21 protein-coding genes are annotated in these 24,221 nt (G+C 68.3%); 10 read left to right on the forward strand and 11 right to left on the reverse strand.

The features are described 5' to 3' along the window. Positions 1-100: 100 nt before the first annotated feature. Entirely contained in the window at positions 101-991 is an 891-nt protein-coding gene (locus tag F7R26_RS35225) for a mechanosensitive ion channel family protein (RefSeq protein ID WP_150985146.1), read from the reverse strand. A 176-nt stretch (positions 992-1,167) separates the two neighbouring features. Between F7R26_RS35225 and F7R26_RS35230 the strand changes: the two genes are divergently transcribed. Continuing rightward, positions 1,168-2,790 (forward strand): amino acid permease, encoded by a 1,623-nt coding sequence (locus F7R26_RS35230; protein WP_416351379.1) that lies wholly within the window; start codon positions 1,168-1,170, stop codon positions 2,788-2,790. 145 nt (positions 2,791-2,935) lie between these two features. Then, the gene (locus F7R26_RS35235) at positions 2,936-4,573 is read left to right on the forward strand and encodes an amidohydrolase (RefSeq protein ID WP_150985305.1); all 1,638 of its coding nucleotides are present in this window, start codon (positions 2,936-2,938) and stop codon (positions 4,571-4,573) included. On the opposite strand, the gene F7R26_RS35240 is transcribed toward F7R26_RS35235, so the two are convergent. From F7R26_RS35240 to F7R26_RS35250, 3 genes are read right to left on the reverse strand one after another with little or no spacing between them, the layout of a single operon-like run. Continuing rightward, positions 4,482-5,300, reverse strand: coding sequence for an amino acid ABC transporter permease (locus tag F7R26_RS35240; protein ID WP_150985142.1), 819 nt, complete (start codon positions 5,298-5,300; stop codon positions 4,482-4,484). The two genes, F7R26_RS35235 and F7R26_RS35240, sit on opposite strands and share 92 nt — an antisense overlap. Continuing rightward, the gene (locus F7R26_RS35245; protein ID WP_150985140.1) at positions 5,293-6,039 is read right to left on the reverse strand and encodes an amino acid ABC transporter permease; all 747 of its coding nucleotides are present in this window, start codon (positions 6,037-6,039) and stop codon (positions 5,293-5,295) included. Before F7R26_RS35245 ends, F7R26_RS35240 begins: the two co-directional genes overlap by 8 nt. A 34-nt stretch (positions 6,040-6,073) precedes the next feature. Then, positions 6,074-6,904 (reverse strand): ABC transporter substrate-binding protein, encoded by an 831-nt coding sequence (locus tag F7R26_RS35250; protein ID WP_150985138.1) that lies wholly within the window; start codon positions 6,902-6,904, stop codon positions 6,074-6,076. 228 nt (positions 6,905-7,132) lie between these two features. Between F7R26_RS35250 and trhA the strand changes: the two genes are divergently transcribed. After that, on the forward strand, positions 7,133-7,750 hold the full coding sequence (gene trhA / locus F7R26_RS35255) for a PAQR family membrane homeostasis protein TrhA (RefSeq protein ID WP_150985137.1): 618 nt from the start codon (positions 7,133-7,135) through the stop codon (positions 7,748-7,750). Here the strand turns inward: trhA and F7R26_RS35260 are convergent. After that, entirely contained in the window at positions 7,747-8,226 is a 480-nt protein-coding gene (locus tag F7R26_RS35260; protein ID WP_150985135.1) for a GNAT family N-acetyltransferase, read from the reverse strand. The genes trhA and F7R26_RS35260 overlap by 4 nt on opposite strands. A gap of 99 nt (positions 8,227-8,325) precedes the next feature. Beyond that, the gene (locus tag F7R26_RS35265) at positions 8,326-10,785 is read right to left on the reverse strand and encodes a penicillin acylase family protein (protein WP_150985134.1); all 2,460 of its coding nucleotides are present in this window, start codon (positions 10,783-10,785) and stop codon (positions 8,326-8,328) included. A 310-nt stretch (positions 10,786-11,095) separates the two neighbouring features. On the opposite strand from F7R26_RS35265, the gene F7R26_RS35270 reads away from it, so the two are divergent. From F7R26_RS35270 to F7R26_RS35300, 7 genes are all read left to right on the forward strand, one after another. Continuing rightward, entirely contained in the window at positions 11,096-11,959 is an 864-nt protein-coding gene (locus F7R26_RS35270; RefSeq protein WP_150985132.1) for an IclR family transcriptional regulator, read from the forward strand. 15 nt (positions 11,960-11,974) lie between these two features. Next, the gene (locus F7R26_RS35275) at positions 11,975-13,030 is read left to right on the forward strand and encodes a cyclase family protein (RefSeq protein WP_150985130.1); all 1,056 of its coding nucleotides are present in this window, start codon (positions 11,975-11,977) and stop codon (positions 13,028-13,030) included. Positions 13,031-13,079: 49 nt separating this feature from the next. Beyond that, a complete protein-coding gene (locus F7R26_RS35280; protein WP_150985129.1) occupies positions 13,080-14,330 on the forward strand; it encodes an ABC transporter substrate-binding protein in 1,251 nt (416 codons plus the stop codon). 41 nt (positions 14,331-14,371) lie between these two features. Then, complete coding sequence (locus F7R26_RS35285; RefSeq protein ID WP_150985128.1) at positions 14,372-15,514, forward strand: thiolase family protein; 1,143 nt, start codon at positions 14,372-14,374, stop codon at positions 15,512-15,514. A 48-nt stretch (positions 15,515-15,562) separates the two neighbouring features. Beyond that, on the forward strand, positions 15,563-15,922 hold the full coding sequence (locus tag F7R26_RS35290; RefSeq protein ID WP_150985126.1) for a Zn-ribbon domain-containing OB-fold protein: 360 nt from the start codon (positions 15,563-15,565) through the stop codon (positions 15,920-15,922). A 69-nt stretch (positions 15,923-15,991) separates the two neighbouring features. Continuing rightward, complete coding sequence (locus F7R26_RS35295) at positions 15,992-16,990, forward strand: tripartite tricarboxylate transporter substrate binding protein (protein ID WP_150985124.1); 999 nt, start codon at positions 15,992-15,994, stop codon at positions 16,988-16,990. A 61-nt stretch (positions 16,991-17,051) separates the two neighbouring features. Continuing rightward, positions 17,052-19,172, forward strand: a complete 2,121-nt coding sequence (locus F7R26_RS35300) for an acetate--CoA ligase family protein (protein ID WP_150985122.1) — start codon at positions 17,052-17,054, stop codon at positions 19,170-19,172. A 16-nt stretch (positions 19,173-19,188) separates the two neighbouring features. Here F7R26_RS35300 and F7R26_RS35305 read toward each other — a convergent pair whose 3' ends face one another. From F7R26_RS35305 to F7R26_RS35325, 5 genes are all read right to left on the reverse strand, one after another. Then, positions 19,189-20,700 carry a sulfite reductase subunit alpha gene (locus F7R26_RS35305; protein ID WP_150985304.1) on the reverse strand — a complete coding sequence of 504 codons (1,512 nt, stop codon included), beginning with the start codon at positions 20,698-20,700 and terminating at the stop codon, positions 19,189-19,191. Positions 20,701-20,945: 245 nt separating this feature from the next. Then, positions 20,946-21,953, reverse strand: coding sequence for an FAD:protein FMN transferase (locus F7R26_RS35310; protein ID WP_150985120.1), 1,008 nt, complete (start codon positions 21,951-21,953; stop codon positions 20,946-20,948). 142 nt (positions 21,954-22,095) lie between these two features. Then, positions 22,096-22,920 (reverse strand): DUF4198 domain-containing protein, encoded by an 825-nt coding sequence (locus tag F7R26_RS35315; RefSeq protein ID WP_150985303.1) that lies wholly within the window; start codon positions 22,918-22,920, stop codon positions 22,096-22,098. Between the two features lie 73 nt (positions 22,921-22,993). Beyond that, the gene (locus tag F7R26_RS35320; protein ID WP_150985118.1) at positions 22,994-23,518 is read right to left on the reverse strand and encodes a DUF2271 domain-containing protein; all 525 of its coding nucleotides are present in this window, start codon (positions 23,516-23,518) and stop codon (positions 22,994-22,996) included. Between the two features lie 63 nt (positions 23,519-23,581). Beyond that, the gene (locus F7R26_RS35325) at positions 23,582-24,217 is read right to left on the reverse strand and encodes a PepSY-associated TM helix domain-containing protein (RefSeq protein ID WP_150985116.1); all 636 of its coding nucleotides are present in this window, start codon (positions 24,215-24,217) and stop codon (positions 23,582-23,584) included. Between the last annotated feature and the right edge of the window lie 4 nt (positions 24,218-24,221).

Below are 24,221 nucleotides of genomic sequence, written 5' to 3' on the forward strand. Positions count from 1 at the left end.
CCCGTCCCCGGCAACGGCGGGGGCACGGCTACCATACAACCGAAACGCCGTTCAGTGAAGCCATAAAACAGCGCCTGCCGTCCGGCCACGCGCCTGAGGATCAGGAATGCGACGCCGCCTTGTCCTGTTGTGCGGGTGCGGGCGCCGGCTCCGCAGCAGCAACATCAGCGGCCGGTTCCGCGTTGCGCCGCTGGTGGTACTTGCGCAGGATCTGCTGCGCGATCGACAGCCGCGAGGCCACCGGCACCGGGAACCGCACCAGCGCATCGAGCCGGTCCGCCGCCATGGCTTCGAACATCACGCGCGGCTCGAACTGCGAGAGATCGAGAAAGCGCGAGCCGCCGTATTCCTCCAGGCTGTGCCGGGCCTCGGCCAGGAAGCCGGCGCACACCTCTTCCGTGATCGCGATCAGGTCGGCCTCGACGCGGTCCGGGTCGCTCTTCTCCGGCAACGGGATGCGCAGCGTGTCCAGGGTGTACTTGCCCGCCTGGGAGTGGTTGCGCACGGCGACAGTCAGCAACATGCTGTTGGGAATCTGCACCGTGGACCCCGTGAACTGGCGCGCCCCGGCAATCTCCACCAGCGTGGTAGTGAGCGCGTCCATGTCCACCACCTCGCCGGAATGCGGGCCGATCTCGACGATATCGCCAAGCTGGAAGGGGCGCGCCATCATGCGCAGGAAGGCGCCCAGGAAACACATCACCAGTTCCTTGCCGCCGATCACCAGGGCCACCGCGAAGGCGGTCAGCGAGATCGCCACGCTCTTGAGTTCGGACACCCAGATGCCCAGCAGCAGCAGGAACACCACCGCGGCAACCGCATTGCGCGAAGCCACGGTCCAGGTGCGATAGCTGCCGCGGTTGTCCTTGTCCCCTTGCTGGCGGGCCTGGAAAAAGCGGTTGATGAACTTCACGGCCAGCATGCCGGCCAGCACGATGCCGACGCTAAGCGCGATGTGTAGAAGATAGCTGTCGTTGAAGGGCAGGTTCATGAGGATCGGTCCGGATACCGCGAGGATGCAAACCCCAGATTCTAGCCATGCCGCACCGCAACCAGCGCAAAACCCGCCGCAGCCCCGCCCCGCGCCTTTCCCCAGGCGGCGTTTTCTCTTATGATGCCGCCCAATGTACCAGCCGGTAAATGTACTGCCGTGCATCCCGCCTTGTGCTGGCCGGGCCCGGCCGGATGCCGGCGGTGCCAGCCAATGCGGGCCACACCGGCACATCCGGCTTCCGCGCTCCAATTCCTCCTATCCATGACCAGCCAGCAACCCGCCTCCCGCCCTCCTCCCCCACCCTGCGCCGCACCTTGCGCGCGCGCCATCTCACCATGATCGCCATCGGCGGCTCGATCGGCACCGGCCTGTTCGTGGCTTCCGGCGCCACCATCGCGCAGGCCGGCCCGGGCGGCGCGCTGGCGGCCTACATCCTGATCGGCGCCATGGTGTACTTCCTGATGACGAGCCTGGGCGAGCTGGCGGCGTACATGCCGGTGTCGGGATCGTTTGCCACCTACGGCGCGCTCTATGTGGAGGAAGGCTTCGGCTTCGCGCTGGGCTGGAACTACTGGTACAACTGGGCGGTGACCATCGCCGTGGAACTGGCGGCGGCGCAGCTGGTAATGCAGTACTGGTTCCCGGATACGCCCGGGCTGCTGTGGAGCGCGTTGTTCCTCACGCTGATGTTCCTGCTCAACGCCATCTCCGTGCGCGGCTTTGGCGAGGCCGAATACTGGTTCGCGCTGGTCAAGGTAGTGACGGTGATCGCGTTTATCGTCATCGGCGTGCTGATGATCTTCGGCATCCTGCGCGGTGATACGGGCGGCGTGCCGGCCGGGCTGGTGAACCTGACGGCGGGCGACGCGCCCTTCGTCGGCGGCCTGCCGGCGATGATCGGCGTGGCCATGATCGCCGGCTTTTCCTTCCAGGGCACGGAGCTGATCGGCGTGGCCGCCGGCGAATCGGCCGATCCCGCCAAGAACATCCCGCGCGCCGTGCGCCAGGTGTTCTGGCGCATCCTGCTGTTCTACGTGCTGGCGATCCTGATCATCGGCATCCTGATTCCGTACACCGATTCCAGCCTGCTCAAGAGCGATGTGGAAACGGTGGGCGTGAGCCCGTTCACGCTGGTGTTCCGCCATGCGGGACTGGCATTTGCCGCCGGGGTAATGAACGCGGTGATCCTGACCGCCGTGCTGTCTGCCGGCAACTCGGGCATGTACGCTTCCACCCGCATGCTCTACAACCTGGCGACCGAAGGGCGCGCGCCGCGCATCTTCGCACGCCTCACGCGCAACGGCGTGCCGCTGGCGGCGCTGCTGGCCACCACCGCGGTGGGTGCGCTGTGCTTCCTGACCTCCATGTTCGAGAGCAAGTCGGTCTACCTGTGGCTGCTGAACCTGTCGGGCATGACCGGCTTTATCGCCTGGCTCGGCATCGCCATCAGCCACTACCGCTTTCGCCGCGGCTTTGTCGCGCAAGGGCTGGACCTTTCCCGCCTGCCGTATCGCTCGCCCTTCTTCCCCTACGGCCCGATCTTTGCCTTTGCGCTGTGCCTGATCGTCACGCTGGGCCAGAACTACCAGGCCTTCATGGACGGCAAGATCGACTGGGTGGCAGTGACCGCCACCTATATCGGCATCCCGATCTTCCTCGCCATCTGGCTGGGCTACCGGCTCGTGCGCAAGACGCGCTTCGTGCGCTATGCCGACATGCATTTTCCGCCGCTGCCGCCGGCCCGCGGCACGCAGGCAACCGGTTCCGTGTTTCCCGCCACGGCGACCGGCGAATAAAGAGCAGTTCGCAACAAGCAGCAAGCAATAAGCAGTAAGCATCCTGAGAGCACATAAGAAAACCAAAGCGCTGTCCTACAGCCGCAGTACGACAACAACAAGGAGAGTTGACTTGAAACACGCGATCCACAAGAGCCTGCTGGCAATGGCCGTCGGCATCACGATGTCGGCCCACGCCGCGCCTACGCTGATCGAATCCGTGCAGGGCTACACCTTGAAGAACGACCAGGTCGCTAGCTTCACCGGCCTGGTGTTCGACCAGGGCAAGGTGCTGGCCACCGGCGACGCCACCGCGCTGCGCGCGCAGTACCCCGATGCCAGGCGCATCGACGGCCAGGGCAAGACCCTGCTGCCGGGCCTGATCGACGCGCACGGCCACGTGTTCCGCCTGGGCTTCAAGACCACCGAGATCTCGCTGTCGGGCACCAAGGACCTGGCCGAAGCGCAAGGTATGATCCGCGCCTACGGCGACAAGAACCCGCAGCGCAAATGGCTGCTGGGCTACGGCTGGAACCAGGTCAACTGGAAGCTGGGCCGCTTCCCCACCGCGGCCGAGCTGGACGCCGCCGTATCGGACCGCCCCGTGCGCCTGGTGCGCGTGGACGGCCACGCCGCCTGGCTGAACACCAAGGCCATGCAAGCCGCCGGCATCACGCGCGACACCAAGGACCCGGCGGGCGGGCGCATCGAGCGCGACGCCAACGGCAACCCCACCGGCGTGCTGGTCGACAAGGCCATGGCACTGGTCAACAACGTGATCCCGCCGTACTCGGACGACGACCGCCGGGCCGCGCTGGCCGCCGCGCTGGCGCACATGAACGCGCTCGGCCTGACCGCCGCGGGCGACGCCGGCGTGACCGCGCAGGAAGACCGCATCTACCGCGAGTTCGCCGACCAGGGCAAGCTGACCACGCGCATCTACGGCATGATCCGCGACACCGGCGACGACTTCAAGGCGCTCTCCGCCAAGGGCCCGCTCTCCGGCTACGGCAACGACCGCTACTACCTGCGCGCGGTCAAGCTGTACGGCGACGGCGCACTCGGCAGCCGTGGCGCGGCGCTGATGGCGCCGTACTCGGATGACCACGTGCACAGCGGCCTGCTGTTCATGAGCGACGCGGCCATGCAGGCGAGCGTCAAGATGGCGATCAAGGCCGGCTACCAGGTCAACGTGCATGCCATCGGCGACGCCACCAACCACCAGGTGCTGGACGCGATCGAAGTGGCCTACAAGGAAGTCGGCGGCCGCGAACTGCGCAACCGCATCGAGCACGCCCAGGTGGTTGCGCTGCCGGACATCCCGCGCTTCAAGCAGCTGGACCTGATCGCTTCGATGCAGCCCACCCATGCGACCAGCGACATGAACATGGCCGAGGACCGCATCGGCAAGGAACGCATCAAGGGCGCCTACGCCTGGCAGACCATGCTCAAGCAAGGCACCGTGATTGCGGGCGGCTCGGACTTCCCGGTGGAATCCGCCAACCCCTTCTACGGCCTGCATGCGGCGGTCACGCGTACCGACCACGAAGGCCGCCCGATCAAGGGCTGGCATCCGGAGGAAGCCATGACCCTGACCCAGGCCTTCCGCGCCTTCACGCTGGACGCCGCTTACGCGGAGCACCAGGAGAAGACGCTGGGATCGCTGGAGCCGGGCAAATGGGCCGACTTCATCCTGGTCGACCAGGACCTGTTCAAGGTGGCGCCGGCCGAGATCTGGAAGACCCGCGTGACCCAGACGTGGGTGGCGGGTGAGCGCGTGTACGCGCAAGCCGACAAGCAGTAAGCGCGGCGCCATGCCATAGGGACCGGCGCTGCTGCTTACGCGTGGCGGCAAGCAGCAGCGCCGCCACGCTTTCTATCCCCACGCAGATGAAAAAGTACAGCAGCGCCACGGCGGCAAACACCTGCGCTGCATAGCCCACGCTGCGCCCGTTGACCTGCGTTGCCACGGTCGACAACTCCACTACCCCCACGATGTAGGCCAGCGACGTGTCCTTGGCCAGCGACACCCACACATTGCCCAGCGACGGCAGCATGGCGCGCAGCGTCTGCGGCAGCACCACCTGCCAGAGTGCCTGCAACGGCGTCATGCCAAGCGCCAGCGCCGCATTGCGCTGGCCGCGCCCGATCGCGTCGAAGCCTGCCGCCATGACCTGCGCGATGTAGGCCGCGCCAATCAGCGCGAGCGCCAGCACCACGGTCTGCACCTCGCCCACGTGAACGCCCGCCAGCATCGGCAGCAGGAAGTAAGCCCAGAAGACCAGCATCAGCACGGGAATCGCGCGCAGGCAGGCCAGCAACGCGCGCACGGCACGTGCCAGCGGGGCCGGCGCCAGGTCAAGCAGCACGGCAACGCCAATGCCCAGCACGGTGGCACCCGTGCAGGCCAGCAGCGCCATCCACAACGTCAGCGCGGCGCCCGCCAGGGGACCGTTGGGGAACGTGCCGGCCAACAGGTACGGCAACTGCTTGAGCACGACAGCCCAGCCGGAGAGATCGGCATCAGGCACGCGCGGCCTCCGTCCAGCCCAGGCAGCGCAGCAGCACCGGCGCCGCCGCCTGCAGCAGCAGGATCAGCGCGACGTAGAGCAGCGTGGCCAGGCCGAAAGCCTGGAAGCTCATCAGGCTGTCGGTTTCCACCTGCCGGGCGGTGTATGACATCTCCGCAAAGCCGATCGCCATCGCCAGCGATGTGTTCTTGATGGTCTGGCAAAACTGCCCCACCATTGGCCGCGCAGCGATGCGCAGCGCCTGCGGCAGCACCACGCGCCAGAATGCGGCCGCGGGCGTAAAGCCCAGCGCCAGCGCCGCCGCGCCCTGGCTCGCCGGCACATTCGCCAGTCCCGCCTCGAGCTCGCGCGCATAAAAAGCACTGGCGTAAAGGCCGATCCCGGCCAGGCTCGCAAGCGCCTCCAGCGAAGGCGCGGGCACGTGCAAGCCGCCGATGCGCCATCCCTGCCAGTCATACAGCGCGCCGATGGCGCCCTCGCCCAGCAACTGCGCCGCGCCGAAATACCAGAAGAACAACTGCACCAGCAACGGCGTGCGGCGCAGGAAGCCAACCGCGCCGCGCGCCGCCAGGCGCAGCGGCATGATCGGGCTACGCGCGAGCACCAGCCAGCCGGCGGCAATCGCGCAGCCAAGCACGAACACCGCCACCGACAGCGCCACGGTCAGGCCAAAGCCGGCCGCGATCCAGCCGACGTACTTTGCCGGCAGCGACTGCAGCAGGACCGCTTGTCCCTGCATGGCTAGCCCCTGCCGGAAAACAAGGAAGCCATCCTCACTTCAGCGCGCTGCCAATCGTGAAATCCCGCGCCAGCGGCGCCGTGCTCTTCGGCCCGAACCACTTGTCGTAGATGCGCGCCGCCGTGCCATTCTTCTCCAGCTCCACCAGGATGCGATCGATCTCCGCGGTCAGCCGGTCCTCGCCCTTGGGAACGCCCACGCCCATGTACTCACGCGTCAGCGTGAACGACGAAATCTCGAACTGATCCTTGTTGGGCAACGTTGCCAGCAACGCACCCAACTTGGCGCCATCCTGCGCAAACGCCTGGATCGCGCCGCTGCGCAGCGCGGTCAGCGCCAGCGGGGAATCGTCATACGCAATCACGCGCGCGTCCGGATACTTCTGGCGCAGCGTGGTCTCCTGCGTGGTGCCCTTGTCCACGCCGAGGCGCCAGGCCTTCAGGTCGTCCGGCTGCTTGAGCGCGCCCTTCCTGGCGATGAACTGCAAGCCGCTGGCGAAGTACGGCGTGGAAAAGCCGATCTGCTGGCGGCGCTCATCGGTGATGGTGAAATTGGCGGCGACTATGTCCACCTTCTGCGATGCCAGCAGGGCAATGCGGTTAGCCGGGTTGGTCGCGCGGAACTCAGGCTTGACGCCCAGCCGCTTGGCGATCTCGGCCGCGTAGTCCACGTCGAGGCCAACAGGGGTGGTACTGCCGGCCTCGACAAAGCCGAACGGCGGGTTCGCGTCGAACACGCCCACGCGCAGCACGCCAGCCTTCTTGATGTCATCCAGGCGGTCCGCCATGGCGGGGCTCGAAGCGAGTACGGTGAGGCCGGTGAGCAGCGTCAGGGCAGCCTTGAACAGCGGCGAAGGGATACGCATGGGGAGTCTCGCTAAGGGTTGGATGGCGAGACGATAGCGGTGGGAACCCAGGCCGGGAACGAATGGTTTTGCAGATGGTTATGCCATCCCGGGAGCCCCATCGGCAGGCCCCGGCGGCCCACTTTCCACGCCCCCTCGAAATCCATGCAAAAATAGCCCGATAATGCACCGCAACAAAGCGCCCCTGCAATCGCCCCAACCAGCGACCACTACAGGAGAATGAACAACATGTACCGTGGAGAACGTTTCAACGGCTACAGCCATCTGGCGGGCGCCGTCCTGGCCGCGGCCGGCACGGCAGTCCTGATCACCAGCTCCGCCCTCTACCACGACGCCTGGAAAGTCGTCAGCTCCATCGTCTACGGCACCACGCTGGTCTTCCTCTACACCATCTCCACGCTCTATCACAGCCTGCGCGGCCGCCCCAAGGACATCCTGCGGCGGCTCGATTACTGCGCCATCTACCTGCTGATCGCCGGCAGCTATACGCCTTTCGCGCTGGTCACGCTGCGCGGGCCGTGGGGCTGGACGCTGTTCGGGGTGAACTGGGGGCTGGCGGTGATCGGCATCGCGCAGGAACTATTGATTGGCCACCGCACGCGCGTGTTCTCGCTGCTGATCTATGTACTGATGGGCTGGCTGGTGCTGTTTGCCTTTGGCCCGCTGGTGGCGGCGCTGCCAGCCGCCGGCCTGTACTGGCTGGTGGCGGGCGGCGCGCTCTATACGGCCGGCATCGGGTTCTTCCTGTTCGACGAGAAGGTGCGGCACTTCCACGGCATCTGGCACCTGTTCGTGCTGGCCGGCAGCGCCTGCCAGTTTGTCAGCATTCTCTGGTACGTGGGCTAGCCCCTGGCATCCTCGAGCGCCAGGCGCATCGGCACATAGGCGATGCCCTTTGTCTGCGCGCGAGGGCCGATGACCTGGAAGCCGAAGCGCTCGTACACCACGGTTGCGAACGGGCTCGAATTGACGGTGAATGCACGCACCTCGCCGGTGGCGATCGCGGCCTGGCTGGCGGTTTGCCAGAGGGCTCCGGCAACGCCGCTCCGATGCATCTGCGCGGCGACGAACAGGTGGAAGAGGTGGCTGACGTCCCGCATCGCAAGGATGCCGGCGAGCTGCTCGCCGCGGTAGGCAACCAGATAGTGGAAGCGCGGGCTGGTGACATAGCCGGCTATCGCATCCGGCGAGAGGCTGGCGAGAAAATCCTCCGCGCCGGCCCCGGAAGCCTCGATCGTGAAATAGTGCGCGACGCTCATGGCAAGCGCGCTGATGGCGGCTGCGTCTTCGGTGCCGGCTCGGCGAATGACCAACGTTTCCATGGTGGCTCGGGCGGATGATGGCCGTCCAGTTTGTCATAGCGCGGGCCGGCGCGCTACATGCCTGTTGCCAGGCCCGGGCTGAACGAGCCCGCCGCAGGTTTACTGCGGCACCAGCTCCACCTTCTCCCGCGTCTCCTTCTCCACCGCCTTGCGCGTGTAGAGCAGCGGGAAGTAATCGCCCCTCGCCCACATCTGCGCCAGGTCGCGATAGTGCGGGCTGGCGGGATTGCCGGATTGCCCGGGTGCGTTGACCACGCGCGAGGCATCCCAGTTGCCCACGTCCAGCACCATGCGGAACGACGCGCCCGCGGTGAGCTGGTAGTCGCTGTTGCGGTAGCTCGTGTTCATCGGCGTGAAGGAAGACCCACCGATCGGCCCGGCGTTGACGTTGTAGCGCTGGCGCGCCGCGTTGTCCAGCAGCGGGTCGAGCGGATGATTGAACACCGCGGTGTGCAGCTTGCCCCATTGCCAGGCTTTGGGGTCCGGGCCAAGCTTGCGCTCCACCTCCGCCATGGCACTCTTGAGCGAAGCCACGATGACTTCGTTGCGGCGCTCCACCGGCATCCACGGCTCGGGCTTTTCCAGCACGGCCAGCACGCGGCTGGCATCGCCGTAGCCCGCAAGCCTGGCGCCTTCCGGCGACAGCGCCGCGCGCACCACCGCCGGGCGCAGGTACTTGCTGAACCAGACCTCGAACAACGCCGCCGGCGCGCTGTCGGCGCGCTCGTTGCCGTCCCAGCCGCGCAGCAGGTCGAGTCCCCGCCGCGCCTGGGCGTCCTCGGTGCGTACATTGGCCAGCAACGCCACCGCGCGCAGCGCCGGCAGCGAGGTGGTGTCGTTCTGCCACGCCATGCTGTCCGCCACCGAGGAATGCGGGTTCGCCGCCACAAGGCTCTTGAGCCGCCGCGCGCGCGCCGTGTCGCTCCATTCGTAGCCCACGCCCATCTTGGCTGCGGGGTGATTGGGCGGGATGTTGTTCTCGTTGGCGGTCACCACATAGCCGGCAGCCGGGTTGTAGGCCCACGGCAGCTCATCCATGTTGCGGTAGCCCGCCCACTCGTAGCGGCCATCGCCCGGTACTGGCGTGAGGCCATCCCAGTTGGGGCGGATGACTGTCAGGCCGCCGGGGATCCAGCCGATGTTGCCTTCGCGGTCGGCGTAGACCTGGTTCTCGCCCGGGGCGCCCCAGCGGTTCATCGCCGCACGAAACTGGTCCCAGTTCTGGGAGCGCATGTAGTCCATGGAGCCGAAGTACGGCGCCATGCCCAGGTCCAGCCAGGCCGCGCGCAGCGCGTAGGCGCGGTTGCCCTTGGCATCGGTGACCAGCACCGGGCCGTGGCGGGTGAAGTCCAGGCTGATCTTGCGCGGCGTGGCCTCGCCCTTGACGGCGATCTCCTCAGTCACGGTTTCCATCGGTTCCCAACGGCCGCGGTACTTGTATTCGTGCGGCTGCGCCGGGTTGGTTTCGTAGACGTAGAGATCCTCCTGGTCCATATAGAAGCGGGTCAGGCCAAAACCGATGTTGTCGTTGTGCCCGATCGAGATCCCCGGCAGGAACGGCTCGCCGGCTCCGATCACCGACATCCCCGGCGCGTTCAGGTGGCTGATGTAGCGCAGGCTGGGCGCGCCATGCGCGCGGTGCGGATCATTGGCAAGAATGGGCCGGCCGGTGCTGGTGCGCGAGCCCGAGATCACCCAGTTGTTGGAGCCGAGGCTGCGCGCGGTGTCGCTGTTGGTGTCAAGCACCGCATACAAGGCTTCGTGCGGGATGCCCTCCGCCTTGGCCGATGCCCACCACTCCTTCGGAAAACGCGGCGCGGCGGTGGCAAGCTCATAGGCGCGGCGCAGCTCCACGGTTGGCAGCGCGCAGGGGTCGAGGCCGTCCGGCAGCTTGGGCTGGATCGGCGGATCCAGCTCGCGCTGCACCCAGTCAGTGCGGGCGGCATCGGGCTTGACCTGGCAGTAGACCTGCGCGCGATTGACCTCGCCCATGAAATTGAGCGTGAGCCCGTGATGGCGGATGCGCACGATGTCTTCCGCACGCCAGCGCGCGGGCTTGTAGTTCAGCACACGAAACTCCGGCGGCAGCAAATCCGGCCTGCTCTCCGTCTGCGCCACATAGGCGTTCACGCCAGCCACGAACGCCTCCGCCACGCGCTTGGCGTCCGAGCCGTAGGCCAGCCACTCGCGATACATGTCGCCACGGAACAGCACGGCGCGCGCCATGCGGTCCCCTTCCACATAGGCCGGCCCAAAGTCCTTGGCCATCTCGCCCAGGCCACGCTTGCGCCACAAGTCGATCTGCCACAGGCGGTCACGCGCGGCCATGAAGCCTTGTACATAGAAGGCGTCGTACAGGGTGTTGGCGTAGATATGCGGCACGCCCCAGCGGTCGATCAGGATGCTGGCGGGCTTCTCCAGGCCCGCCACCTGGAAGCGTTCGTTGGCGGGGGCCGCCGCGGTTGCGGCGGTTGCGCCGGCCGGTGGCACGGCCTGGGCGGCGGCTGCGGCAGTGCTCAGGATGAGCAGCGCGGCAAGGCGGCGGGCTCGGCAAACCATGGTGTTTCCTTGGGGACGTGGGGATCGCATCGGGTAGAAATCGGGTGTCGCGAGCCGTGCTGGCGCGGCGAATCGCCGCCAAGGATAGCGGAAGTCGCGCGGGCGAGCCTAATCGGGCTACCCGTTTTTGCAGGATGGCAACCCGGCTCACGTCCTGGAAACCGCAGCGAACACCCAACTGGCGCGGCTTTGCACGAATTTCATCAGGCAAAACTTTGATGCAGTGCAGAATGACGGGGCACACGTGGAAGCCTATAACCCCAAAACCGGTTTCACTCTCCGAAACCGGCCGACTCCGGAGTGCGCGCGCGTGACGGTACCGACTACCTCCCTCCAGAAGGCCTGCAGGCTGCTGCGGGTGCTGTCGGACGCGCGCAATACGCGCCTGACCGACCTGGCCATGGCGGCTGGTGTCGACAAGGCCTCGGCACTGCGTCTGCTGGACACGCTGGCGGCCGAAGGCTTTATCGAGCGCGACCCCGACACCAAGGCGTTCACGCTCGGCCCCGAATGGCTGGCGCTGCGCGCGGCCAGCGTGCGCCGCATCGACCCGCGCGCCAGCGTGCGGCCGGCGCTGATCCGGCTTGCCCAAGCCTTCGAGGACACCACCATCCTGTCCGTGCCAAGCGGCTGGGAATCCGTCTGCCTGGAACTGCGCCCCGGCACCTTTCCGATCCGCGCCAACTACCTCGACGTGGGCAGCCGGCGCCCGCTTGGGGTCGGCGCGGGCAGCCTGGCGCTGCTGGCGGCACTGCCCGATGCCGAGGTGGAAGCCACCTTGCACGCCATTGCCCCCGCGCTCAAGCGCTATCCGCGCATCAGTGCGGCGATGCTGCTGCGCGAGGTGGAGTCCACGCGCGCGCGCGGCTACGCGGTGCTGCTGGATGTGGTGGTGGAACGCATGGGCGGCATCGCCATCGCGCTGCCCGACCCGGATGGCTACCCGCTTGGCGCCATCAGCATCGCCGCGCTCAACGAGCGCATCACTGAGCGCGAACCGGCGCTTGCGCGCGCCCTGCGCCGCGAAGCCGAAGCCGTTTGCGCCGCCTGGACACCGCCGGCGCCCAACACGGCGGCGGCACGCCGGCGCAACGCCACCCTGGCCAGCGCCACGCCAACGACCAAGACCCCGACCGCGCGCAAGACGCGGCGAACCACCACGACCGACCTGTAACCGGAGACAGAGAGCATGCGCTGGAAGCAACGACCGCAAGGTTCCAACTGGGGCGACTTCGGCCCCGACGACCAGCTTGGCCGCGTCAACCTGATCGGCGCCGAGCAGGTGCGCAAGGGCGCGCGCGAGGTACAGGCCGGGCTGTCGTTCTGCCTGTCGTTGCCGCTGGATTATCCCGGCGGCAACAAGCTCAACCCGCGCCGCCATCCGCCGGTGCTGCGCCCCACCTTCCGCGACGACATACCCTATGTGAACTTCCCGCTGGCCAAGGTCGACCCAAGCGCCACCGACGTGATCAGCGACGACCAGGTGCTGCTGTCGCTGCAGTACTCCACGCAGTGGGACTCGCTCGCCCACGTGGGCGCGCTGTTCGATGCGGATGGCGATGGCCGCCCGGAGCGGGTCTACTACAACGGCTATCGCGCCAACGAGCACATCGTGGGCCCGGTGGACTACGCGGAGGACGATCATTTTGCCGCGCACGCCTGCGGCCACGACCACAGCGAGGCGCGCGCGCTCGGCATCGAGAACTTCGCCGTCAAGGGCATGCAGGGGCGCGGCGTGCTGGTGGACCTGGCCAATGCGTTCGGCCAGGATTTCCGCAACGTGGGCTACGACGACCTGATGCACGTGTTGGAGGCCGACCGGGTGGAGGTGGAACCCGGCGACATGCTGTTGCTGCGCACGGGCTTTGCCGAAGTGGTGCTGTCGATGCAGCGCGAGCCGGATGAAGCCGTGCTGCATCACAGCTGTTGCGCGCTCGACGGCCGCGACGACCGCCTGCTGAACTGGATCACCGATGCGGGCATCGCCGCGCTGATCGCCGACAACTACGCGGTGGAGCGCTATCCCGCGCGGCCCGCGCCGGCCGACCAGCCAAATCATCCGCTGCTGCCGCTGCACCATCACTGCCTGTTCAAGCTCGGCCTGCCGCTGGGCGAACTCTGGTACCTGAAGGAGCTCGCGCAGTGGCTGCGTGCCAACCAGCGCTCGCGCTTCATGCTGACCGCGCCACCGCTGCGGCTGCCGGGCGCGGTGGGCTCGCCCACCACGCCGATCGCTACCGTCTAGGCACCCACAAGAAAGCAAGTCAACAAGACCAAAGCTGGAGGAGACCACCATGAACCGAAACCACTCGCTGCTGCGCCGCCCGCTGGGCGCGCTCGCCATCGCCGCCGCGTTGCTGTGCGGCGCAGGACAGGCCAATGCGCAGCCGGCCAAGGCCGGCATTTCCGATGACGAGGTCAAGATCGGCCTGATCCTCGACATGAGCGGCCTGTACGCCGACGTGACCGGGCGCGGCAGCGCCACCGCCGCGCAGATGGCCATCGACGATTTTGGCGGCAAGGTGCTGGGCAAGAAGATCGAGCTGGTGGTGGCCGATCACCAGAACAAGGCCGACATCGCCGCCAGCAAGGCGCGCGAGTGGTTCGATACGGGCCACGTCGACGCCATCCTGGACGTGGCCGCCTCGGCACCGGCCCTGGCCGTGCTGGAGGTCGCCAAGCAGAAGAACAAGATCGTGGTGTTCTCCGGCCCCGGCACCGAGCGCATCACCAACGACCTGTGCACGCCGGTCTCGGTGCATTACGCCTATGACACCTACGCGCTGGCCAATTCCACAGCGCGCGCGGTGGTGCAGCGCGGCGGCAAGACGTGGTTCTTCCTGACCGCCGACTACGCCTTCGGCCATACGCTGCAGGAATCCGCCACCGCCGTGATCAACGAGACCGGCGGCAAGGTGCTCGGCGCGGCGCGCCATCCCATCGGCGCCAGCGATTTTGCTTCCTACCTGCTGCAGGCCCAGGCCAGCAAGGCACAGGTGGTGGGCCTGGCCAATGCCGGCGGCGATGCCGTCAACGCCATCAAGGCGGCCAGCGAATTCGGCTTGACCAAAGGTGGTAACCAGCGCATGGCGGGGCTGCTGCTGTACATCAACGACATCCACGCCATCGGCCTGAAGACCGCATCCGGGCTGCTGCTGACCGAGGGCTTCTACTGGGACATGAACGACGCCACGCGCGCGTGGTCGCGCCGGTACTTCGAGAAGCTCAAGAAGATGCCGAACATGAGCCAGGCCGGCACCTATTCGTCGGTGATGCATTACCTCAAGGCGATCCAGGCCGCGGGCACCGACGAAACCGCAGCCGTCATGAAGCAGATGAAGGCGCTGCCGATCAACGACTTCTTCGCCAAGAACGGCCGCATCCGCGAGGACGGCCGCATGATCCACGACATGTACCTGTTCGAGGTCAAGACGCCGGCGGAATCGAAGTACCCATGGGACTACTACAAGCTGCTGGCCACGGTGCCAGGCGACCAGGCCTTCATGCCGGTGGCCAAGTCGCAGTGCCCGCTGCTGAAGCGGTGAAGTGGTGAAGTGGTGAAGCGATGACGGTGAAGCGAGACGACATGCAACACGCAGCTTACCTGCGCGGCGCGGGCAATACGCGCTTTGGCCGCGTGGACGGCAGCACGCCGCTGACGCTGATGGCGCAGGCCACCGACGCCGCGCTGGCCGACGCGGGCCTGGCCCGCGCCGACATCGACGGCGTGCTGTGCGGCTACGCCACCACGCTGCCGCACCTGATGCTGGCCACGCGCTTTTGCGAGTACGCCTCGCTCGATCCGGCCTACGCGCACGGCGTGGCCTCCGGCGGCGCCACCGGCGGCGTGATGGCCATGCTGGCGCGCGAGCTGGTGGGCGCGGGGCGCTGCCGCAACGTGCTGGTGGTGGCCGGCGAGAACCGTCTCTCCGGCCAGAGCCGCGACCAGTCCATCCAGACGCTGGCGCAGGTTGGCGAGCCGGACATGGAAGTGCCCAACGGCGCTTCGGTGCCGGCTTACTACGCGCTGCTGGCCTCGCGCTATCTGGCCGAGACCGGCATGCACGCCGACGCGCTCAGCGGCTTCGCGGTGCTGATGCGCGAGCACGCGGCGGGGCACCCCGATGCGCACCTGCGCGAGCCGCTCACGCTGGAGGCGGCACGCGCCGCCAAGCCCATCGCCACGCCGCTGCGGCTGTCGGACTGCTGCCCGATCTCCGATGGCGCGGTGGCGCTGGTGGTGTCCGCCGAGCCGGGCGGTAGCACACCCGTGCGCATCACGGGCGCGGGGCAGGCACATCGCCACCAGCATTTGTGCGCGCTCGACAGCGTGCTGGCTACCGGCGCCGCCGACGCCGCGCGGCGCGCGCTCGCGCAAGCGGGCAACACCATCGGGCAGATCGACTACCTGGCGATCTACGACTCGTTCACGATCACGCTGGCCATGCTGCTCGAAGAGCTTGGCATAGCCGCGCGCGGCGGCTCGCCGCAGCGGCTTGCGGCAGGCGACTTTGCGCGCGACGGCGCGCTGCCGCTCAACACGCACGGCGGCCTGCTTGCCTTCGGGCACTCGGGCGTGGCCGGCGGGCTGATGCATCTGGCGGAAGCCACGCGGCAGCTTGCGGGCAAGGCTGGCGCGCGCCAGTTGCCGCCGCGCAAGCGCGCGCTGTTCCACGCGGATGGCGGGGTGCTGTCTTCGCATGTCAGCCTGGTGCTGGAGGCGGCATGAGAACGCTTCACATACCCGCCGCTGCGCACCTGCGCCAAGGACCTCGCCATGAACACTGACCATCCCTATCAGGCCGGCCTCGACGCGGGCGTGGTGCGCTATCAGGCGTGCGAGGACTGCGCCGCGTGGCAACCGCTGCAGCGCCATGCATGCCGCGCTTGCGGCAGCACGCGGCTGGCGTGGCGCGACGCCACGGGCTGCGCCACCGTGCACAGCGTCACCGAAGTCGCGCGCGCGCCCACCAAGGATTTCCGCGCGCTGGCGCCTTACACGCTGGTGCTGGCCACGCTTGACGAAGGCCCGCGCGTGATGGCGCATGCCGAGCCCGGCGTGACGATCGGCGAGCGCGTGCGCGCGGGGTTCATGCGCCATGGCGAGCGCACGCTGCTGCGTTTCCAGCGCGAGTAGCAGCATGGCACGGCGCAGCACTATGTAGCACGACGCAGCAACACACACATCGACACTCTGGAGATCGACATGGTCCGACCCTTGCCGCTTCGGCGGCCCGCGCGCGCCCTGCTGATGGGCGCGATGGCAATGGCCGCCGTGCTGCTGGCCGCGCCCGGCGCACGCGCGCAGGACTGGCCAACGCGTCCGGTGCGGCTGGTTGTGCCTTACCCGCCCGGCGGCCCCACCGATATCGTGGCGCGCGTGGTCGGGCAGAAATTGTCGGAGCAGCTCAAGCAGCCCGTGGTGATCGAGAACCGGCCTGGCGCGGGCGGAAATATCGGCGCCGAGGCCACCGCGAAGGCCGCGCCGGATGGCTACACGCTGCTGGTGGCGACCACGGCGCACGCCATCAACATGACGCTGTTCACCAAGCCAGGCTACAACACGCAGAAGGACTTCGCCCCGGTCTCGCTGCTGACGCGCGGCCCGCTGGTGCTGGTCACGGCGCCCGCCACGCCGGCGGCCAATGTTGCGGAGCTGATCGCGCTGGCCAAGGCCAAGCCGGGACAAGTCAGCTTTGCCAGCTCCGGCAACGGCCAGTCCACGCACCTCGCCGCAGAGCTGTTCAACAGCATGGCGGGCACGCACATGACCCACGTGCCGTACAAAGGCAGCGCGCCCGCGCTCACCGATGTGATGGGCGGGCAAGCCACGGTCATGTTCGACACCATGCTCTCCGCCATGCCCTTCGTGCGCGAGGGCCGGCTGCGCGCGCTGGCGATCACCGGCGCAACGCGCTCGCCCGCCGCGCCCGATGTGCCCACCATGGCGCAGGCTGGCCTGCCCGGCTACGAGGCCACCGCGTGGAACGCCCTGCTCGCGCCGGCGGCGACACCACCGGCCGTGATCGCCACCTTGAGCAACGCGCTGAAGGCCGTGCTCGAACAGGAGGAGGTACGGGCCAAGTTCGCTACGCAGGGCTTCGCCGCGGAATGGACGACGCCTGGCGCCACGGCGCAGTTCCTGACCCGGGAGATCGACAAATGGGGCAAGGTGGTCAAGGCCTCCGGCGCCACCATCGATTGAGCCACTCTCGCTGTTCCCTGGAGCCGGACATGCCGGCCTTTGATTCCGGATCGCATTCATCATGAACCAGACCTTGCAAGCCTTGCTGGCGCCGCGCTCGATCGCGGTGATCGGCGCCTCCGACCATATCCACAAGATCGGTGGCCGGCCCATCTACTACATGCGCGAGCATGGCTACGCCGGCAAGCTCTTCCCGGTGAATCCGCAGCGCGACACCATCCAGGGCCTGCCTGCCTTTGCCTCGCTCGACGCACTGCCCGAGGTGCCGGAGCTGGCCATCATCGTGGTAGGCAGCGACGCAGCGGTGTCGGCGGTGCGCGATTGCGCGCGGCTGGGCGTGGCGGCCGCGATCGTGATCGCCTCGGGCTTCGGCGAAGCGGGCGAGGAAGGCCGCCGCCAGCAGGACGAGATGGTGCGGGTTGCCACCGGCGCGGGGCTGCGCCTGGTTGGCCCCAACAGCCAGGGCCTGGCCAACTTCGGCACCGGCACCATTGCCAGCTTCTCCACCATGTTTATCGAAGTGCCGCCGCAGGATGGCCCGGTGGCCGTCGTGAGCCAGAGCGGCGGCGTCAGCGCCATGGTCTACGGCCTGCTGCGCGGCCAGGGCATCGGCGTGCGGCATATGCACGCCACCGGCAACGAAGCCGACATCACGGTGAGCGAGCTGGCGCTGGCCGTGGCGCATGACCCCGATGTGCAACTGATCCTGCTGTACCTGGAGAGCCTGACCGATCCGGCCGTGCTGGCGCAAGCCGCCGCGGTGGCGCGCCGCCGTGGTGTGCCGATCGTTGCCGTCAAGGCGGGCCGCTCCAGCGCCGGCCAGCGCGCGGCGGCGTCGCACACCGGCGCCATTGCCAATGAAGACCGCGCGGTGGGTGCCTTCCTGGCGCGGCACGGCATCTGCCGCGTGGATGATGCGCACGCGCTGGCGCGCTGTGCGCCGCTTTACCTGCGCGGCTGGCAGGCCGGCGGGCGGCAGCTGGTGGTGGTGAGCAATTCCGGCGCGAGCTGTGTGATGGCGGCCGACGCGGCGGAGCCGCTCGGGCTTGCGCTGGCGCCGCTGTCGCAGGCCACGCAAGCGGCGCTGGCGCAGCGCCTGCCCGGATTCGCCTCAACCGCAAACCCGGTCGATGTCACCGCCGCGCTGCTGACCAACAGCGGGCTGTTTGGCGACGTGCTGCCGGTGGTGGCCGCCGACCCCGCCGCCGACCTGCTGCTGCTCGATATCCCGGTGGCGGGCATGGGCTACGACCTGCCACGCTTTGCGCGCGATGCCGCCAGCTTTGCCGACAACGCCGGCAAGCCGATTGCCGTGGCGGCCTGGCAGGCGCCGGTGGCAGCTGCGTTCCGCGCGGCCAACGTGCCCACCTATGCCAGCGGCGCCGAGGCGCTGGCTGCGTTCGCGCAACTGGTCACGCACCAGCAGCTACTGCGCGATGTGGCCGCGCAAGACGCGGCCGTCGCCGCGCATCGGCCCGCGGCAAGCGATGCAGCGGGGGCTGCGTCGAGTGCTACCGGCCACACGCTGAGCGAGGCGGCGAGCCTTGCGCGCCTGGCGTTGGCCGGCATCCCGGTGGTGGCGCACAAGCTGTGCCGGAGCGTGGACGAAGCGGTCGCGGCCTGGCGCGAGTTGAAAGGGCCTGTCGCAGTCAAGGCCAGCTCGCCGCAAGTGCCGCACAAGAGCGAGCACGGCCTTGTCGCATTGAACTGCAACGATGAACATGCCGTGGCGCAGGCCTTCCTCACGCAGACCGACATCCTGGACAAGCTCGGCGCGGCCTCCGAGGGCGTGGTGGTGGCGCGCATGGAACGCGGCCAGCGCGAATGCATGGTGGGCGCGCACTGGGACCCGGTGTTCGGGCCGGTGGTGCTGGTGGGAGACGGCGGCAAGTATGTGGAGGTGCTGCGCGACACGGCCGTGCTGCTGGCGCCGTGCAGCGAGGCCGCGGTGGCGCGCGCCGTGGCCGGCCTGCGCATTGCGCCGCTGCTGGCGGGCGTGCGCGGCGAGCCGGCTGTCGATGTGGCGGCGCTGTGCCGGATCGCCGTGCGCGTGGGCCAGCTGATGCTTGAGGCTGGCGGTGCGATCCGCTCGATTGACCTCAACCCGGTGATGGTGAGCGCGGGCGGGGCGGTGGTGGTGGATGCGCTGATGGAGGTGGCAACGGACGCAGCGCCAGCCTGATCATTCCCAGGCCGTCTCAGTAGACGTCGCGCCGATACCGGCCCTGCTCGCCAAGGCGCAGCAGGGCCTCTTCGCCCAGCACGTCCGATAGCGCAGCGTTGACACCAGCGGCCATGCCCTTGAGGCTGCCGCAAACGTAGATGGCCGCGCCGGCTTCAATCCATTCGCGCAGTGCATCGGCCGATGCGCGCACGGCGTCCTGCACGTAATGCAGCGCGCCGCCATCGCGCGAGTAGACCAGGTCCAGCCGCTGCAGCACGCCATTGGCCTGCCATGCAGCGAGCTCGTCGTGGTGAAACGCGTCGTGCTCCGCGGTGCGCTCGCCAAACAGCAGCCAGTTGCGATGATGCCCGGCCGCGGCGCGGGCCTTAAGATGCGCGCGCAGGCCCGCCAGGCCGGTGCCGTTGCCGATCAGGATCAGCGGGCGATCGTCCGCAGGCGGATGAAAGCCGCGATTGGTGCGGATGCGCAGGGCGATGCCCGCGCCCGGCGCCGCATGCGCGGTGAGCCAGCCGGATGCCAGGCCGAGCCGGCCATCGTCGTGGCGCGTCTGGCGCACCAGCAAATCCAGTTGCCCGTCACCCGGCAGCGAAGCAATCGAATACTCGCGGTGCGGCAGCGGCGGCAGCGTATCCACCAGCCGTTGCGGCGTGACGCCGGCCAGCGCGGCCAGATGCGGATCTGGCAGGACGATGCGCGTGGCGAGCGCCTGCGCCAGCGTGGTGGATGTGCCATCGCAGCGCACAGCGGTGTCACCGTCCAGCGAGAGCTTTGCCAGCACGCGCGCCACCTCGGACGGCGCAAGACACGGGCCGATCTCGGCAATGTCGCCGGCCTGCCACGACAGCGCGCCCTCGCCCGCGGTTGCCGGCACCAGCGCAAGATGGAAGGCTGGTGCGCCCGGGCTGCCGGGATTGAGCAGCCTGCGCTCATGCAGGCGCCAGACGCCGTAGCGCGGCTTTTCCCAGTCGGCGATTTCGGCGCCGCCGGCGAGCGCGCTGAGATGGTTCTGCCAGTGGCGCAGGGCGCCGGCATCGCCGTTGTCCACTTCCACCATGTCGAAAAGCGCCTGCGCATGCTGGCGCTGCATCCATGCCGACAGCGCGTGGCCGAAGGCGCAGTAGTTCGCGTAACTGCGGTCGCCAAGCGCGAGGATGCCGTAGCGCAGCGCGCGCATGCCACCCGCACCGGCGGCGGCCGTCAGGCGGCGCGCAAAGCCCGAGGCGCTGTCTGGCGCATCGCCCTCGCCCGTGGTGCTGACCACAAACAGCACCTGGCGGCAATGGGCAAGACGGCCAGCCTCCAGCTGGTCGAACGATAGCAGCTGCACGGGCACGCCGGCATCCTGCAGCGCTTGCGCGGTCTGCAATGCGAGCTGCTCGGCAAACCCGCTCTGGCTCGCGTAGGCCACGACCGTGGCGCCGTCCTTGGCCTCGGCCAGCTGCCCGGCGCGCGCATGCCGCTGGCGATGCCGGCCGATCACGGCGGCACAGAACCCGGCATAGGCCATCACCACGCCGGCGGCCATGCCGGCGCGGCTGGGTGCGAGAAAGCCCAGAGCGGTGCCGGCCAAGCCAGCCAGCGCGCCCAGCAGGATCACGGCGTCGATGACGCGGATGCGCTTGCGGGAATTGCCGGTATTGTCGGTATTGTCGGTATTGTCGGTATTGTCGGTATTGTCGGTATTGCCGGCATGGCCTTCGTGACCCTGCCGGCGCGGGCTGGCCGCGGCCGGCGGGTCCATCGGCAGGGAGGGAGCGGTATCGGGCGTGGTCATGACAGCATGGCCGCGAAGGCCGGCGACAAGCGTTCGTCGAAGCCATCGCTGCGGCGGATCAGGAAGCGCGCGGCCAGCGCATGGCGGCGGGCGAACACCATGCCCGCCTCAGGGCCCAGCACGGTCAGCGCGGTGGACAGCGCATCGGCCATCATGCATTGCGGATGCAGCACCGTGACCGAGGCCAGCGCGTGGCTGGCCGGATAGCCCGTGCGCGGGTCCAGCGTGTGCGCATAGCGGCGACCGCCGCTATCGAAGTAACGCCGGTAGTCGCCCGAGGTGGCAACCGACAAGCCATGCAGCGCGACCAGCGTCTCATGCCCCGCCGCGCCACCGCCCGGCGGCGTTTCCAGCGCGACCCACCACGGCATGCCGTCGGGCTTGACGCCGTGACCGCGCAGCTCGCCGCCGATTTCCACCAGGTGGCTGTCGATGCCCTGCCCGCTCAGGTAGCGCGACACCGCGTCCACGCCAAAGCCCTTGGCGATGGCGCAGAAATCCAGCCGGATGCCGCCGGGCTGCTGCACGCGGCTGCCGGCCTCGTCGATGGCGATGCGCTGCCATGCGCATTGCGCGCGCGCCTGCTCCAGCGCCGCCAGCTCGGGCGCTTGGGCGCGGCGCGGCGCCGGACCGAAGCCCCACAGGTCGACCAGCGGCCCCGCGCTGGGGTCAAAGGCGCCGCCGCTGTCACGCGCCACTTGCAGCGCGGCCTTCAGCACGGTGAAGCAGTCGGCTGGCAGCACCTGCCAGCTGCCGGCCGCGGCGCGGTTGAAGCGGCTCACGTCCGAGGCTTCGTCCCAGTTGCTCATCTGCGCGACGACCTCGGCCAGCACGGCGCGGATGCCAGCGTCGAGCGTGTCTTGATCGACTGCCACGGGCGATGCGGCCCACGCCACCGACCATGTGGTGCCCATGGTCTCGCCTTGCCGCCGGCACAGGCGTGACGTCGCGCCAGGCACGGGCGGCACGGCACCAAGCGAAAGGGGAACCAGGACACGCTGCATAGGAGACGGCCAGTGACGGATAGTGACGGATAGTGACGGACAGGAGACGGAAACGACGAAAACACAAAAAGCCCGCTGGGGGCTTAGGGCTTGCGCAGGCAACGGCGCTCACGCGCCGCCGCCTGCCGGTGTGGCATTGCGCTTACTGCGGCAGCACTTCCACCGTGGCCGCATAGCTGGCGCGGCGCGTCTTGGCTTCCTTGACGGCAACCTTGTCGTCGCGCACCTCGGCTTCCATCCAGTACATGCCCGGGGCCGGCCACTTGACGCTGAACTTGCCGTCGGCGTCGGTGGTGAACGCCATTTCCTGCAACTGGTCGCGGTAGCGGATGCCACCCGGCACCACGGCTACCTTGACGTTGGCGGCGGGCTTGCCGTCCAGCAGCAGGCGGAAGCTGGCGGCGTCTCCGGCGACCAGGTCGTTCGGGTGGGTAACGGGCGCCAGCTCCAGGCCTCGGCCAGTGGTCTGCAGCACCTTGGCGGTGGGCTTGCCCGCCGTCACGAAGGCTTCCAGGCGGCTGTCAGCCTGCGTCACCTGCAGGTCCTGCGCACCGGCCGGCACCTCCTTGGCGAAGGCTTCGGGCGAACCGCGCCAGCGCTTGGCCTGGCCGTCCACCTTGTAGCTGGCAAACAGGCCGTGGCTGACCATGGCCACCTTGTAGGTGCCGGGCTGGGTCAGGTGCACGTCGAAGGTGCTGCGATAGCGGCCGGTGCTGGCGTTCTCGACCTTGGCCGCGGCGCCGTCCGGCGCGGTCACGGCGAGGTTGTCGAGGCGCAGCGGCACGTGCTCGAAGTAGAACAGGTCGTTCGACACGGCGGCGTCGACGGTCACCCACGGGTCGCTGCCCGACAGCACGGTCGCCGACGGCAGCAGCCACTGGCGGTGTGCGTGGGCGGCCAGCGGCATCAGCGCGGCCAAGGCCAGCGCGGCGGCCTGGACGGACAGTTTGGTGGCGAAGGTCTTCATCGTCATGTTCCTATTCCTCTTGCTATTGAATGCAGGGCTGGTTGATCGGTTCGGGGCTCAGGGCTTCAAGGCTTCAGGGCTTGAGGTCGACCGAGACACCGCCAAGCTCATGCTCGCCCTTGGCCTTGGCCGAGGCGGCTGCCTTCGGCGGCCAGGCAAAGGGCACCCGCAGCAGTTCGCGGCCACCGACCTCGCGGGCGGCTTCCACCACGAGCTGGTACTCGCCGGCGGGCAGCTTGCCCAGCGGCGCCTTGGCATCCGTGAAAGTGAGCGTGTGCTCTCCAGCCGCGCGCGTGGCGCCGGAGATGCCATCGGCGGGCATCTGCATGTCGCGTCCGGCCTTGCGCCACCACTGGCGCATGTCCTTGAGCCACTTGGTGCCTTCGCCGTCCTTGTGCTTGACGTCATACCAGACGGCCAGCGTGGCGGCCGGGCTCTGGTCGGCACGCTCGATCCACATCGAGACATAGGGCCGGTGGTATTCCGCGACGTTCAGGCGCGGGATCTCTACCTTGACGTTCATTTCGGCCGCCACGGCCGGGCTGGCAAACGGCGCCGCGGCCAGGCCGGTAAGGGTGACGGTAAGCAATCGGCGCATAACGGGACCTCGTCTTTGAGCGGTAAATGGGATCGGGTGATCGCTAGTCATCGTTAATGACCGTCAGTGGATGAACAGCAGCGCCAGCAGCAGCGGCACCACCAGGCCCAGCCCGACCAGCGGCCAGGTCGCCATGCGGCCACCGGCGTGCAGCTTGAGCAGGAACAGCCCGGTCACGCTGAAGATCAGGCAGGCCGCGGCGAACACATCCAGGAACAGGCTCCAGGCGCGGCCGGTGTTGCGGCCCTTGTGCAGGTCGTTCAGGTAGGAGATCCAGCCGCGCGTGGTCTTCTCGTACTGCACCTCACCGCTGTCCAGTGCCACGCTGACCCAGGCGTCGCCACCCGGGCGCGGCAATGCGACATAGATCTCATCGGCCTGCCACTCGGCTTCACGGCCATGGGCGTCGATATCAAGTTCCTGCGACAGCCAGTCGGCCAGCGCCGCCGGCACCGGGCCCTTGTCTGCGTGCGAGGCCTGGCGCAAGGCCGCCGTGAGGCTGGACGGCGCGCTCGCCGTGCGTGTGACCACTTGCGCACGAGCCTCGATCTGGCCAGCGTGGTTGAGCGTGAAGCCGGTCATGGCAAACAGCAGCATGCCGATCAGGCACATTGCCGAACTGATCCAGTGCCACTGATGCAGGTGTTTGAGCCAGAAGGCCCGGCGCTGCTGGCCGGCCCCTAGCGATGTTTCAGTCATGTTT

Origin of the sequence: Cupriavidus basilensis (genome assembly GCF_008801925.2) — a bacterium.
GTDB classification, from domain to species: domain Bacteria; phylum Pseudomonadota; class Gammaproteobacteria; order Burkholderiales; family Burkholderiaceae; genus Cupriavidus; species Cupriavidus basilensis.

Bases quoted from the DNA above. Each gene is read 5' to 3' on its own strand.
- F7R26_RS35245 (WP_150985140.1), bottom strand. From the start codon at position 6,039: ATGCAGGGACAAGCGGTCCTGCTGCAGTCGCTGCCGGCAAAGTACGTC.
- F7R26_RS35295 (WP_150985124.1), top strand. From the start codon at position 15,992: ATGGTCCGACCCTTGCCGCTTCGGCGGCCCGCGCGCGCCCTGCTGATG.
- F7R26_RS35235 (WP_150985305.1), top strand. From the start codon at position 2,936: ATGGCCGTCGGCATCACGATGTCGGCCCACGCCGCGCCTACGCTGATC.
- F7R26_RS35290 (WP_150985126.1), top strand. From the start codon at position 15,563: ATGAACACTGACCATCCCTATCAGGCCGGCCTCGACGCGGGCGTGGTG.
- F7R26_RS35265 (WP_150985134.1), bottom strand. From the start codon at position 10,785: ATGGTTTGCCGAGCCCGCCGCCTTGCCGCGCTGCTCATCCTGAGCACT.
- F7R26_RS35225 (WP_150985146.1), bottom strand. From the start codon at position 991: ATGAACCTGCCCTTCAACGACAGCTATCTTCTACACATCGCGCTTAGC.
- F7R26_RS35260 (WP_150985135.1), bottom strand. From the start codon at position 8,226: ATGGAAACGTTGGTCATTCGCCGAGCCGGCACCGAAGACGCAGCCGCC.
- F7R26_RS35280 (WP_150985129.1), top strand. From the start codon at position 13,080: ATGAACCGAAACCACTCGCTGCTGCGCCGCCCGCTGGGCGCGCTCGCC.
- F7R26_RS35300 (WP_150985122.1), top strand. From the start codon at position 17,052: ATGAACCAGACCTTGCAAGCCTTGCTGGCGCCGCGCTCGATCGCGGTG.
- F7R26_RS35310 (WP_150985120.1), bottom strand. From the start codon at position 21,953: ATGCAGCGTGTCCTGGTTCCCCTTTCGCTTGGTGCCGTGCCGCCCGTG.
- F7R26_RS35285 (WP_150985128.1), top strand. From the start codon at position 14,372: ATGCAACACGCAGCTTACCTGCGCGGCGCGGGCAATACGCGCTTTGGC.
- trhA (WP_150985137.1), top strand. From the start codon at position 7,133: ATGTACCGTGGAGAACGTTTCAACGGCTACAGCCATCTGGCGGGCGCC.
- F7R26_RS35315 (WP_150985303.1), bottom strand. From the start codon at position 22,920: ATGAAGACCTTCGCCACCAAACTGTCCGTCCAGGCCGCCGCGCTGGCC.
- F7R26_RS35275 (WP_150985130.1), top strand. From the start codon at position 11,975: ATGCGCTGGAAGCAACGACCGCAAGGTTCCAACTGGGGCGACTTCGGC.
- F7R26_RS35250 (WP_150985138.1), bottom strand. From the start codon at position 6,904: ATGCGTATCCCTTCGCCGCTGTTCAAGGCTGCCCTGACGCTGCTCACC.
- F7R26_RS35325 (WP_150985116.1), bottom strand. From the start codon at position 24,217: ATGACTGAAACATCGCTAGGGGCCGGCCAGCAGCGCCGGGCCTTCTGG.
- F7R26_RS35320 (WP_150985118.1), bottom strand. From the start codon at position 23,518: ATGCGCCGATTGCTTACCGTCACCCTTACCGGCCTGGCCGCGGCGCCG.
- F7R26_RS35305 (WP_150985304.1), bottom strand. From the start codon at position 20,700: ATGGCCGCCGGCGTGGTGATGGCCTATGCCGGGTTCTGTGCCGCCGTG.